Origin of the sequence: Paenibacillus larvae subsp. larvae, from assembly GCF_002003265.1 — a bacterium.
Lineage (GTDB): Bacteria > Bacillota > Bacilli > Paenibacillales > NBRC-103111 > Paenibacillus_H > Paenibacillus_H larvae.
The window spans coordinates 286,541-300,373 of the sequence record NZ_CP019687.1 but is presented as its reverse complement, the minus strand read 5'-3'; the positions used below and the strand labels follow the sequence as shown (position 1 = coordinate 300,373).

Annotated in this window: 9 protein-coding genes and 2 pseudogenes; 6 read left to right on the top strand and 5 right to left on the bottom strand. The window is 43.2% G+C overall.

Features of this window, described 5'->3' with window-relative positions; genetic code table 11:
- Positions 1-97: 97 nt before the first annotated feature.
- The 4 genes and pseudogenes from BXP28_RS23745 (at position 98) to BXP28_RS01580 (ending at position 4,904) form a co-directional block, all read left to right on the top strand.
- Positions 98-223 (top strand): hypothetical protein, encoded by a 126-nt coding sequence (locus BXP28_RS23745; RefSeq protein ID WP_257125660.1) that lies wholly within the window; start codon positions 98-100, stop codon positions 221-223.
- Between the two features lie 197 nt (positions 224-420).
- A pseudogene (locus BXP28_RS01590) lies at positions 421-2,421 on the top strand (lantibiotic dehydratase family protein); the annotation flags it as partial.
- Positions 2,422-2,424: 3 nt separating this feature from the next.
- A complete protein-coding gene (locus BXP28_RS01585; protein ID WP_367869705.1) occupies positions 2,425-4,578 on the top strand; it encodes a thiopeptide-type bacteriocin biosynthesis protein in 2,154 nt (717 codons plus the stop codon).
- 71 nt (positions 4,579-4,649) lie between these two features.
- Positions 4,650-4,904 carry a lanthionine synthetase LanC family protein gene (locus BXP28_RS01580; protein WP_036658228.1) on the top strand — a complete coding sequence of 85 codons (255 nt, stop codon included), beginning with the start codon at positions 4,650-4,652 and terminating at the stop codon, positions 4,902-4,904.
- Positions 4,905-5,192: 288 nt separating this feature from the next.
- Here the strand turns inward: BXP28_RS01580 and BXP28_RS01575 are convergent, their stop codons facing one another.
- The 4 genes from BXP28_RS01575 to BXP28_RS01555 all read right to left on the bottom strand — a co-directional run bounded on the left by BXP28_RS01575 (position 5,193) and on the right by BXP28_RS01555 (position 10,468).
- Positions 5,193-6,509: a dicarboxylate/amino acid:cation symporter gene (locus tag BXP28_RS01575; protein ID WP_023484429.1), complete on the bottom strand. Its 1,317-nt coding sequence runs from the start codon at positions 6,507-6,509 to the stop codon at positions 5,193-5,195.
- Positions 6,510-6,796: 287 nt separating this feature from the next.
- Complete coding sequence (locus tag BXP28_RS01570) at positions 6,797-7,780, bottom strand: hypothetical protein (RefSeq protein ID WP_023484428.1); 984 nt, start codon at positions 7,778-7,780, stop codon at positions 6,797-6,799.
- Between the two features lie 341 nt (positions 7,781-8,121).
- On the bottom strand, positions 8,122-10,065 hold the full coding sequence (locus BXP28_RS01560) for a cation:proton antiporter (RefSeq protein ID WP_023484427.1): 1,944 nt from the start codon (positions 10,063-10,065) through the stop codon (positions 8,122-8,124).
- Between the two features lie 124 nt (positions 10,066-10,189).
- Positions 10,190-10,468 (bottom strand): hypothetical protein, encoded by a 279-nt coding sequence (locus BXP28_RS01555; protein WP_036658223.1) that lies wholly within the window; start codon positions 10,466-10,468, stop codon positions 10,190-10,192.
- An 87-nt stretch (positions 10,469-10,555) separates the two neighbouring features.
- Between BXP28_RS01555 and BXP28_RS01550 the strand changes: the two are divergent.
- Positions 10,556-11,123, top strand: a pseudogene (locus BXP28_RS01550) (ATP-binding cassette domain-containing protein); the annotation flags it as partial.
- Positions 11,124-11,240: 117 nt separating this feature from the next.
- On the opposite strand, the gene BXP28_RS01545 reads toward BXP28_RS01550, so the two are convergent.
- Positions 11,241-12,038: a C39 family peptidase gene (locus BXP28_RS01545; protein WP_051428099.1), complete on the bottom strand. Its 798-nt coding sequence runs from the start codon at positions 12,036-12,038 to the stop codon at positions 11,241-11,243.
- 217 nt (positions 12,039-12,255) lie between these two features.
- Between BXP28_RS01545 and cls the strand changes: the two genes are divergently transcribed.
- Positions 12,256-13,713, top strand: coding sequence for a cardiolipin synthase (gene cls / locus BXP28_RS01540; RefSeq protein WP_023484424.1), 1,458 nt, complete (start codon positions 12,256-12,258; stop codon positions 13,711-13,713).
- Positions 13,714-13,833 lie beyond the last annotated feature (120 nt).

Below are 13,833 nucleotides of genomic sequence, written 5' to 3'. Positions count from 1 at the left end.
TACTTACAATTTACAAGTGTTGACAATTAATAGATTAATAGATACATTTGGTTCGAGGAATATAATTCCTACAATTCTAATAAACGGGGTGTTTACATTGGCAAATGATATCTTTGAACTGGATGTCCAAATTGAGATGATGAACGAGGAGGAGAACTCCAATCAAGAGGTTGGTTACACCGGGCACTCTAAAAACTGGTTATCTTTCTGTGTCTCCTGCTAAGCCGGAAGTAAATGAAATGTGAACCGAAACACCAAAGGAATGAATTCCTTTGGTGTTTCTCTGCTATTTATATAGATTGAATGATTAATGAGCCTGGACAGAAGGGATGATAAAATTTGACTTTGACCAGAGAAATTCCAGATCCACATGCAAAACCGGGTCAAGATAAAAATTTCTTCCAACCGCTTCCTTTTTTCATGGTACGGACTCCGCTATTATCTATAGAAAAATATAAACAACTAACTGAATCCGGGAAGCCGGGGATACTTGGACCCCTGATTGACCAGTCACACGATCCTGTTGTACGGGAAGCAATTGCCGTCACCAGCCTGTCTTTGCTTGATTCTTTGCCCAACTTAACAAATATGGATCAACCACGGAAACAGGATCAGGCTATTAAAGGGTTTTTACGGTATATGTTAAGGATGACGACGAGACCGACACCTTATGGTCTATGTTCTGCCGTAGGTTTTGGAAGGTTTGGGAATAAGGCAAATGTGGCCATGGGAGAAGTTTCTGGCCACCAGAAGCAATCCAGGCCGGATATGAGCTGGTTAATGCAAATGGTACGAAAATTGGAGGCCGATTTAGACCTGGTATTACAATTGCGGGTTCGTTCAAATTCAATGGTTTATTTCACTGGTTCACGGGCAAAGCTGCCGTATGTGACCCGATATGGACAACGGGAAATTGAAACGATGTCACAAATGGAAAGTGCCTCTATCCGATTAACCCCTGTAGTTCAATTCGTATTACAGGAGGCTGAACGTCCTGTTCTATTCTGTGAATTGGCCGACCGGGTTAAGCAGAAATATCCGGATACTCCTGATGAGAAAATTATCAGATTTCTATGGCAGATGTTTCAGCAGGAATTTTTAATAAGTGAACTGCGGCCGCCATTAATGATTGAGTCACCTTTTGATTATCTGCGGGAACGTCTTGCGAATATTAAAGGAATCGACGAAGAAAAACAAAGTCTGCAGGCTATTGCCGAGCAGCTGGATGCTTATGACAGGTTGGAAATTGGAGAGGGTGAGGCTGTTTACCGGAAACTGGCGGCACAAATGAGAAGCTTGGCAGATGCGAAAAATCCGATCCAGGTTGACCTCTCGCTTAACAAGCAGGCTGCCGAGCTTCCGCATGGGATCGGAGAAGAAGTCGCCAAGGCGGCTGAAGTCCTTTGGTTGCTGAGTGTAAAGACAGTAGACGAAGCGAACCTGGAGGCGTATCGGGAAGAATTTACAGAACGTTACGGCCTCCAGCGGGAAGTGCCTCTACTAGAATTACTTGACCCGGATCTTGGACTGGGTGCTCCAGCCGGATATGAGTATCCTCCAAGCAGACGCAGGCAGGAAATAATAGCAGCAAACAGCCAGCTTGATGCTCTTTTATTACTCTGGATGACACAGGCGCTGCATCGTGGCGAGATAGAAGTAGAACTGACTGAAGACCATATTCAGCAGCTTGTACATGTGACTCCGGATAATCCCAAAGAGGCACCAATGTCATTGGAGCTTTATTTTACAATAGCATCTCCTGACAAGTCGTCGCTAGAGCAAGGTAACTATCGCCTGATACTCGGTCCAAATCCGGGATCGCAAGGAGCGGGCAAAACCTTTGGAAGATTCGTCCGGTTTATGACCGAACAAGAGCATACGTCTCTGGCAGAAATTCAGAAATATGAACAGTCGCTGCATCCAGATGCGGTATTTGCGGAAGTGGTTTATCTTCCGAACGCCGGACTTGCCGCAAATGTTGCACTTTCAACGAATATAAGGCCTTATGAGGTAGTAATGGGCACCAATCCATCTGAAGGGGAAAAGATCTCTTTGCCTCTAACTGATTTAATGGTAGGCAGTACGATGGATCATTTTTATTTAAAATCCAAGTCATTGGGCCAAGAAGTCATTCCGGTGACTTTACATATGCTAAATTTTATGCACACTCCTAACGTCTACCGCTTTTTGCGAGAGTTGTCCATCATGCGTACATGCAATTAGAAACCCTTTACCTGGGGATCACTTGAGCATGCCCCGATGTGCCCGCGCTTACGTTATGGCCGGACGGTATTGTCACTGGCCCGCTGGAAACTTGACAGTCGCATTTTAGCCTGCGAACCCAAAGTTTCGGATGAAAGATTCCGTCAATTACTTGCAAAATGGCGTTCAGATTGGAATGTCCCACAGTATGTATACTTAACTATGGCGGATCACAGGATTTTTCTTGATCTTGATCATCCATTGCATGTCCGGGAATTACAACGTGATTTTGCAAAGCTCAATGAGGGACAGGCTTTAACTTTGACCGAAGCGGGAGCTGAACTGGATGAGCATTGGGCGGAGAGCCCGGATGGGCATCATTTGACTGAAGTTGTTTTCCCGCTTGTCCGGACGGTGCCAACTGCCAGGGAGACTTCGATTGAGCAGATAAAGCAATCCCGGTTGCCCTTCATACCTCAAGCGGAGCGTCAGTACATGCCCGGCAGCAATTGGATGTTTCTGAAATTGTACGGTCTGCACAGCCGAGAGGAAGAGTTTATAGGCTTTATGCTGAGAACCTTCTGTGAAGGAATATTAAAGCAAGGAAAGGCCGATCAATTTTTCTTTATGCGTTATGCAGATCCAGAACCTCATATTCGCCTGCGTTTTCACGGTAATTCGGAACGTCTGACTGCTGAACTTCTTCCGGAGGTATACCGATGGGCGCTTTACCTGCAGCAGGAAGGTCTCCTAACTCGTCTAGTGGTGGATACTTATGAACCGGAGATCGAACGCTATGGCGGTCCTGCGTTGATAGGGCTTGCCGAATCGGTTTTTGCAACCGATAGCCAGACGACTGCACTGTGGCTCGGGTTAAAAAGGACCGGACAAATCGGGCTGTCAATGGAGATGATTGGAACAATCAGCGTAATCGACATTATGGAACAATTCAACGTGCCGTTCGCCGATCAATTAAAGTTACTTGACAGCATGGCGTTTCGAAAAGAATACCTTGAGGAGTTCAGAAAAGAACGCCGCCTGTACCTGAGTCTCGGGGATTCGTTTCATGATTGGGAGAATCTCTTGAAACACCGTGACGGAAAAATACTTTATGAGGGGATGAAAGCCCGCCGCCATGCTCTGCGGCAATACCAGAAGGCGGTAAGGGACCAAGAGGAAGACGGATTGCTTTACAACAGCTTCTATAATATCCTGTCCAGTATGATCCACCTGCACTTGAACCGGATGCTTGGCATTGACCGCCGTCGTGAAAAAAGGTTCTTACGTTGGCACTTCATACACTATATAATCTGCAGTACATACGCGGGAACCGGAAAGCGAAGGAGAATGAAATACATGAATAATGCAAAGTCTTGGCAACCAATTCATTCACTCGAGTTACAGCATGCCATTGAAAGTTGTGCACGGGATGTTGCCGGAAGGTTGTCGGAACCTTCATTGGTACGTGAGTTGTCCAAGACTGCACAGGAAAGATTCGGTCGTCCTGGTCCTGTATGGTCCGATTTGGATCTTGCGACTGGTTATCCGGGTCTGTGCATATTATTCGGTGAGTTGGACCGGTTATTTCCGGGTGAAGATTGGGACGTGATCGGACACTCCCATTTGGTAGAGTTACAGTGTATAATACAAGCACAAAAATTGTCTTCGCTCTCACTATGGGGAGGTTTGTCAGGCATAGCCATAGCGGTTCGGGCATTATCCCGCGGCGGTATCCGCTATCAGGGTTTCATACAAACGTTGCAGGGAGTTTTCCTGCGTCATTATCAGCGGAATCTCAGTCAAGCTATGCTTCATTTAGAGAACGGTGTGCATATGGGCGATTATGATGTTTTTGAAGGGTTCACCGGAATTGGACGATACTTATTAGCCTTTGCTGAGCAACCGGAATTAAGGAAAGTACTGTGCGAGGTTTTAACATATTTGGTACGCTTAAGTGAAAATAAGACCGTAGACGGACAATCAGTTCCCGGTTGGCACATCCCGGCCTCGCATCTGGTTTTGCCGCAGGAGAAGATCGACTTTCCTTCCGGTAACTATAATTGTGGAGTTGCTCATGGCATTCCCGGACCACTGGCCTTACTTTCGCTATCTCTATCCGCGGGTGTGGAAGTTCCCGGACAGAGCCAAGCTATCCGAAGGATTGCCGAATGGTTATTGGAGTGGAAACAAGAAGACAGGTATGGCCCGTTTTGGCCGCAACGGGTTGCCTGGGAGGAGCAGCAGACGGGACTTGGCGGATCGGGTTGGCAGCGTGAAGCCTGGTGCTATGGGAGCCCGGGAGTTGCCCGTACACTTTGGCTGGCAGGTAAGGCACTTGATGAATCCGGCTCTCCCTTGAAACATTTATCGCATTAGCCCACCGTCCTGAAGAGGATTGGAACTTACATGCACCAACACTCTGCCACGGTTTTGGCGGTCTGCTCCAGATGACGCAGCGCATGTATGCAGAAAGCGGGGATGATCAACTAAATGTTGTTCGGGAACGTTTAGCGTGGCGTATTTTGGAATCGTTTGACCGGAATACTCCCTTTGGCTTTAGCGAAGTAATTAAGACAGAGCATGAAACATCTGTATTGCATAGTCCCGGGTTATTACAAGGGGCTGCAGGAACGGTTCTCGCACTTCTTGGACTTTGCAGTACACAAGAACCGGAGTGGGATCAAGTTTTACTGATCACGTAATTTTCTATCAAAGTGTTTATAGCCCGGACTCTTCAGATCAAGAAATTTTGACTGGTAAGCTTTTGTTTTAAATGAAGGATTTGGTATGGCGTATAAGACCAGTTATATAATCGGCGTCTATGGTTCAATCCTGCTTCTTCTTATTCTGGCTGAGACCGTCATCCGAACGATTTAAAAAAACCCGGAGATGAGTTCGGAAACCGGTAAACCCCCAACCCGAAACTCCGGCAAATTCTCCATGGAAAAAAACCAGAGCCGAATAGCTCTGGTTTTTAAATGCGGATTTGATCAGGAAGGGTTCAATTGAAGCGTATCATCTTCCCGGTTAAACGCCTCGCGGTCAAATTCTCCTTCGCTCTCCCCTACAATAAGGGCCGCAACGGTTGTACCGGTGACGTTGACGGCTGTCCGGGCCATATCCACGATTGCATCAATCCCCATAACAAGGGCAATTCCTGCAACCGGAAGACCAGCACTCGACAAGACAACAGTAGCCATAATGGAGGCTGTTCCCGGAACTCCTGCTGTACCTACCGAAGCCAGGACAGAGGTAAGAACAATAAGCAGGTAACTCGTAAACGTAAGATCAATACCATATACTTTAGCAATGAAAATACAGACAATTGCAGGGTACAAGCCACCGCATCCATTCATATTGATGGTGGCACCAAGCGGAGCCACGAAGCTGACAATCCTTTCGGAGATTTTAACCCTTTCCGTTAAAGTCTTCATCGTAACCGGCAGAGTGCTGTAGCTGCTTCTTGTTGTAAAACCGACCACCATAACCGGAAAAATCTTGCGGAAGAATCTCAGCGGGTTCACTTTAGCGGCCAGGCCGACAAAACCGGTATACGTAATGACCGTATGAAGAATGCAGGCCACGTAGACCGCCAAAATAAACTTCCCAAGCTCTAACAGGGTTCCAAGTCCGTATTTTGAGGCCATAGCCGTCAGAAGGCCGAAAACGCCGTAAGGTGTCAGCTTCAGTACCATTTTTGTCACACGGAACATGACTTGCGTAAAGGAATTAACTACGTCCTTTACAGGCTTCATAGTTTCCGGTTTACGTTCACTTTCAATGGTAATCGCTACCCCGATGATCATGGCAAAAATAATGACTGGAATAATCTTACCTGCGGACATCTCGGCCACAGGGTTTTTCGGTATCATATCCAAAAGGAACGCGGTGAAATTAACTTCACGCACTTTGTATCCGGAAGTATCCGCTATGCTGATGCCTGAACCCGGATCAAATACCAAACCGACCAGAATGCCGATTACACTGGCGATAGCCGTAAGAAGCAGGAATAAACCAATTGTTTTTACTCCTACGGTTTTTAGCTGTTTTATATCCGTCAGAGAAGTCATACTTGAAATAATAGAGGAAATAACTAAAGGAATAACCAGCATCATGATCAGATTAATATAAATGCTTCCGAGTACCCCAATGCTTTGTGCCTGGTTTCCGAAGATTATACCAACCGCAACCCCCAGTGCCATGGCAATAAGGACACGGATACCAAAGCTGATTTTTTTCTTTTTCAAAAAGTACAAGAATCCTATAAGAATGGCTGTTACAATCCAGCTTGTATAAGTCAAATTCATTGTACCTCCACCTCCCAAATCTAATTATATATTTTATTCTTTCTATAAACTCTTAATTCCCATTGGTTTAATCGGTATTTAGATTACTCCCTTTCACTACCGTTGTCAACAAAAGATTTTAGAAAATGATCTTCCTGTTTTCCCCATAAACTAACAAAAGCACTCCCCTGTCTTTATACAGAAGAGCGCTTAAGCTATAGACAAAGCTTTGTTTATTACCATTAGATTCCGAAGGCTGTATCCGTGCTTTCTTCATCTTCATAGTCGTAAGCTTCCTTATCAAAACCTTACAGTTCGTGTTTCATGCTGCCAAAATATTTATCCAGTTCATCGCTTTTGATGATATCGGCTTTGCTTGGATCGATCGTTATTTTGACTTCTTGATTCATCTTGGAATAAGCAGAATTTAAAGCCAGCTCAATACCGAAAGTTTCACCGTCTGCTTTAGCTTCAATACCAACGTTTAGATCCATTGTAACAAAATTATCGTCTTTATCCAGACCCGCTACCAGAGAAGTGTTTTTAAAAGTAGCTTCATTCATGGACTTTTTCAATTCATCCAGATCTTTTTGGGAAGCTTCCTGGCCAAGTCCCTTGGAGGTGCTGGTCAGAATGTTAGTGATCAGTTCTTTCAGGCCGGCATCATCAACTTCCGCCTTATATTTGTTCTTGATATTTTTGTCTTTGTCTTCTTTGGTTACTTCCTGTTCCGTCAATTTGATTTTTTTGTCTTTGACGGCTTTCAGCAGTTCCTCTTGGGCCGCTTTTTGGATTTTGGCGACTTCCTCCGGTTTCAAGTTCTGACTGCTCGAATCTTTTGTATCGATTTCAAGCAATTTGCCCTTGATTTGAGGAGGCAGGAACATGCTGAAGTTTTCGTACAGATTATCTGTCTGCACATACACTTTCTCATTTTGTTCATCTACCAGGACTGGCAGCTTGATATCGAAGCTGACAGGCGGAACTTTTATACTTGCACTGATTGTGGACTCGCTCTGTTTCTTTTTATTATCTACAACAGAAACCACTTGGATTTTAGCATCATTAAGTGCTTTAACAGCCGCTTCCGTCTGAGGATCTCCTTTAGCTTTGTCAGGAGCATTAATTTTCAGTTTTACGGTTGATTCAGATTCGTAACTGCTTGCTGCCTTCAGTTGATCGAACGCCTTTACCAGATGATCGTTCGGATCCTCTTTCCCCCCACATGCTGCCAACATCAGGACCCAAGCCCCACATACAAAGGAAAGGAATAACTTATTCCAGCCTTTCATGTTGTCACTCCTTTTTCTATATATTTAATAAAAATAAAAAACAGCAAAAATGAACTTAACATGGAAAAAAGAAACAGTCAATTGTTCCCAGATGTTTAGAAAATGCTTTCTTTCATTGTATGAAGGAACATTCACAAAATAGACACAAAATTCAAAGGAATGCAATAAGAAGGAAAAATCAATTAAAAGGGTGCCTTTACCATTTAAGTCATAAAGCAAACCGGCTAAAATTGCAATAAACAGAATATTACGTACCCAATCAAGTATCTGATTATGAGGGAAAATAATGGGCAGTACAAGGAAAACAATGGAGAAGATCAAAACAACGGCAACCTTGACCTTTATTTGATAATGATTTTATTTAACCATCTGTAAATTGTTATGTTTCTATTGGGATCCAGTGAATACCATTCGATGGTGTCCACATTTTGAATGAGTTCAGCATGCTCATAACTATTGATTAGGTGCTCCTCGTGGTAGGCTGAAATAACTTCTCGCTCTATAGCAAATCCTTCCAATAACTGGTTCATGTATTTTAGCTGAATCCCAACCAATTGTGAGCTGAGAAAACGACCTTTCATCAATTGTTTATTAATATCTATCCTCTCTTCCAGCAAATTACGAAAGACAAAATATTCGTTGGCACTTAATGAATCATTATCTTCCATTTTCTTTATTTTTTTTGTGTTGTAACTAAAAATAAACTTTATTTCTTTAAACAAATCCTCGCTGGTCTGAGTCAACTGTTCCCCCCTTCCCAACCATTTCTTTAATATAATAAAAATTAGTTTGCCTGAATACTTTATCTTAACCCGCTTGTCTTTGTATAAAAATGTGTTAATGATATTTAAGATCTTTTGATACCTAGAAAAAGCTGGGTAGCTGATTTTGTTTGCCTTATAGAGTTTCATTAGTCCTTCCATTTCAATTTTCATCATTTGTTTGCGGACTTTTCGGAGAATTTTGGGAAATTTCCCTAAAGCATATTCTTCTATAACTTCTTCTTTACGTTTTCTGTATTTACTAATTACCATATCGTACTCAGATTTTTTATCACTGTTTCTACGCAGCTTATACAGTTGTTTTATCACCTTATCATATATTTCGATAACTAAAGGAGTAAGGTCCTTTTGATTAATTTTAGGCGATATTATTGGAATCATGATACTTCCGATAACCATGGAAAGTAGAATTACACACATAGTAATAAAAATAATCAGATCTCTTTGTTCGAAGTAATTTCCAGAGTTTAAATAAACGGGTAATGATAAAATTGCTGCTAAACTCACGGTTCCTTTTACTCCAGCAAATGTAATGATTAAATGATTCTTGAGGGAATAGCTATTATTATCTTTTATTACTTTTGGCATCAGTACACCAATAAATACAAAACGAATCAAAAAAATTAAAATCGTAATGGAAATAACTACGATTGCCAACAAAGTCAACTGAGTCTCAAGGATTTCCCTTATATTTTTAATCGCTGAAGGAAGTTGTGCACCTAAAAAAAGAAATACAAATGCATTAAGTATTGTAAGTATTACTTCCCAAATTGATTGGGAGATGGTACTTCTTTCTGCCTCAGCTTGGGAAATTCGTTTAAATTCAAATGCAAACATAATCCCAGCAGATACTGCAGCGATAATCCCTGAAAAATGAAATAACTCAGCTACTATATAACTGATAATGGGAAGAATTAATTCAAATATGAGATGTATTTGAATATCTGCTCTTCGATGCAACTTAAAAACAGAAATAATACGATTTTTAACAAAAACGATACCGACGCCGACTATGATCCCCCCTAGAGTTGATATGATTAACTGTGAAATAAGTCCGGTAGCAGAGTAACTCCCGTAAAGCAATGCCATCACAGCTGTTTGAAGCAGAATAAGCCCTGAAGCATCATTAAAAAGCCCTTCATTTTCTAGTAAATGCAATGTTTTTCCAGGAATTTTCACTGTTTTGGAAATGGAAACGACAGAAACCGCATCTGTAGGACCAAGTGCTGCCGCCATAGCAAAACAAGCGGCAAGCGGTATAGCTGGGAGCAGCCAGTGTATATATGGACCTAATACAAGGACACTTAGAATAACTAAAATAAATGATAACAGGAGAATGTTAGTTTTGCTTTTCCATATGGATTCCAGATCTACATTTTTCCCTTCATTAAAAAGAAGTGGAGCAACAATAAGGATTAAAAATATTTCCGGCTCAAATTGGAATTTATCAAAGCTTGGAAAAAGGCCTATTAAAATGCCTAGACCAACTTGTAAGATGGGCATTGGAAATAAAGGAAAATATCTTTTACAAATAAGTGAGCAGATAGTTGCAAGAAAAAAAACAAAAAAAAAACGAAATCATTTCCATATAGTCCCAAACCTTTCTTTATAATAATTGTTAGACTAGTTACCTTACGATTCTGGGAACCGTTGTAATTCTGTTCACCCTGGATGTTCCCATGACTTTGGTTCTGCTGATTTCCGTTCCTATTATTCTCTTAATTATGGTCCCGATAGGAAGGAAACTATATAAAATTTCAGTAATCAGCCCTAACGGCATCAGCACGGATTCAATTTTCGCTTTTTGAATACCGAATGAGTACAGCGAATCAATTTCCTTTTTCCCGGTGGAGAATTCACTTTTCTCTGTTGTATAGGCTTTGAACAGCCGGATTTCCATGAGCATTTAGGATAAAAATGCGGTAAGCTGCGACATTTTTTTCTGCTGGTGGGCTCCATTGGCAGATTTATGACCAGCATCCCCCTTATGCAGATTCTGGACGAGCCTGAGGAGAAATATGAGAGCGGAAAACCAAAACCAGATGGAGATACTTTATCTTTTCATCAAGTCAGTTTTGGCTACGGTCAAGACAAACCCGTTTTGTCGGATATCTCGTTCACGGCACAACCGGGTACGGTTACCGCTTTTGTCGGGCCGAGCGGGGCCGGCAAAACAACCATCTTCTCCCTGATTGAGAGGTTTTATAAACCGGACTCCGGCACAATTTCGCCGGGGGGCAAACCAGCGGATTGCCATTGCCCGGGCCTTGCTGAGGAACCCGCAGTTCCTTCTGCTCGATGAGGCCACAGCCAGCCTGGACTCTGAGTCCGAGCGGATTGTACAGGAAGCTTTGGATACCCTTCTTGAAGGAAGGACTTCTTTCGTCATCGCCCACAGACTTTCAACGGTTGTACACGCCGACCAGATTCTGGTTGTACAGGATGGGCGGATAACAGGAACCGGGACCCATCAAGAATTGATGGATAGCCATCCTTTCTACCACAAACTCGTGGAACAGCAGTTCCAGAGCCAGAGCCTTCCCCTGTTAGAGAAATATTAAAAATGAAAAGGGAAGTCCGTCAAGATTGGGTCAGACTTTCCTTTTTCAGTTTCACTCATCCCTCAGACAAATAATCCGTCGTAGGCCCAGGTAGGTTTTCCGGTCACTTTCCTAGACTCAGGCATCTATATAAGTAATAGCCTGGCTGCCCATCTGTATCCATGAATCAATGAAATCTTTACGGTCTAATTTTTTGGAGGCCGTACCATCGAGAGGATCATTGACGTACACGTTATCCTCGTCATATCCAACCAGCAATACCGCGTGCTCGGAGAAGGTCGCTTTGACCGGGCTGTTTTTACTGTTCCAGGTTACCCAATTCCCAACGGAAGCAAAGGTTACATTGGTCCAGACCAATACAGGCTGCCCTTCGGATATAGACTGCAGAACACGATCAAACGATTCCCCCGTCAAATCTACTGTCCTTCCCGGAAGAATAGATTCTACCAGATCGTAAACCGGCCCGTGATAAACACTGAATCCTATACGTTCACCTGTAACATCTCCCACAAATCCCTCGTTTGGGTCCCCCCATGAGAGAATGTTTCCATTTTCATCCCTGCGGATTGGGGAGGAATCCTTGGCAACCTGCTTGGCCAGCGTCATTTTATCAACCGGGTGCCCGGCCGCCTTCAGCATCATCGCGACACTAGTAATCTCGCAACCGTTATAAAGCTCCGGATTTTGAGAAATAATAGGAACGGTCAGCAGTTTTTCGGCCGGAAGAGGTTCCGGCGTCTGCATAGGTTCCGGGGTAGAGGAAGGAATGGAAGTTTCCTCTACAGACAGGTTCTTTTCCATTGCTGCTTCCTTACGCGCCTTTATTGCTTTTCCCAGAGCGTCATTGAAACCAGGCCAAATCATAATGATCCCTATTAAGGCTATAAGGACATACATCCAACTCTTCTTTTTCATAGAGTGCTTCTTTATAAGGTAGGAATATTCCAAAAATACTTAAGTACTAAATAATATTTTAGCACAAAAATAAGTGCTTTTCGAGCATATTTCCCCTATTACCGGACTATGAAACCGTTTGATCTGCAAAGGTTCATTTCCTAATTTGGTGAAATCTGTTTTGAGATGCTCCGCCTTGTGGTAGACTGATGGTAGAACTTGAAAAGAGGATAAGGTTATGTACATCATCAACTTCTTTGTTTCTTCATTGCCTTTTGTCACCTTATTAAATATACTGCTTGCCATCACCATCATTTTCCTGGAACGGAGGAATGCGGCCACCACCTGGGCCTGGCTGCTCATTTTATTTTTCATTCCGGTTTTGGGATTTATTTTGTATATCTTTTTTGGACAAAATCTGAGCAGGCGCAGGATCTTTAACCTGAACACCGAACTGACGGCGCAATTGCGCAAAGAGATCAAGGGACAGAAGGAACTCCTGGATAGAAATTCATTTCAGTTTAACCATCCTACCCTTCAAGAGTACCGGTCCACCATCTATCTGAATTTGATTAACGGCTACGGTGTATTAACCCAGGATAACGGAGTAGAGATTTATACGGATGGAGCCGCTAAATTCAAAGCTCTCTTTGAGAAAATCCGGGAAGCGAAAGACCACATCCATATGCAGTATTTTATTTTTAAAAATGACGTTCTGGGGAAAAAGGTAGTTCAGGCGCTGGCCGCAAAAGCGCGGGAAGGTGTGGAAGTAAGGCTTCTCTACGACGCAATGGGCTCCTCCCGTGTACCCGGGCGGTTCTTCAAGCCATTGAGGGAAGCGGGCGGGAAAGTAGCAGCCTTCTTTCCTTCGCTTTTTTTTCCGTTTATCAATTACCGTATCAACTACCGTAACCACCGGAAGATTGTTGTCATCGATGGAGAATATGGTTTTGTAGGAGGATATAATGTCGGGAAAGAATATATCGGACTCAAGAAGAAGTTCGGTTTTTGGCGGGATACCCATCTGCTGATTCACGGAAGTGCAGTCGAATCATTACAGTCACGTTTTTTCCTTGATTGGAACAATGCTTCTTCCGATAAACTGGAGTTTGATCTCCGTTATTTCCCGGAAAAAACCTATACCGGAAATATACCGATACAGATTGTTTCCAGCGGTCCGGATTCCGAATGGGAGCAGATTAAGAACGGGATCATCAAGATGATTTATTCCGCAGAAAAAAGCGTCTACATCCAGACCCCCTACTTTGTCCCGGACGAAAGCCTGATGCACGCCCTGCGGATCGCCGCGTTATCCGGAATTGATGTGCGCATCATGATTCCCAATCAGCCTGATCACATCTTTGTCTACTGGGCTTCTTTCTCCTTTATTGGCGAACTATTGGATATCGGGGTCAAATGCTTTATTTACGAAAATGGCTTCATCCATGCCAAAATGCTGGTTGTGGACGGCAAAGTGGCTTCTGTCGGCACAACCAACTTCGACATCCGCAGTTTCAAGCTGAACTTTGAAGTCAATGCGTTCATTTATGATACCAATGTGGCAGGACAGCTTTACTCCATCTATGAGCGGGACCTTCTGAAAAGCAGGGAAATGACCTATGAAATGTACCGCAACCGTTCTCTCATTATTAAATTCAAGGAGTCGATTTCCCGTCTGCTGGCGCCAATACTATAAAAGGTGTAGCGAAACCGGTGATAAATTTGCACCGGAAGTGAACCGGTCCGTTATATGAAATCAAAAAAGACCTTCCTTTCATCTATGAACTGTGACCCGCAAGAGGGTCACTTTTTTCAA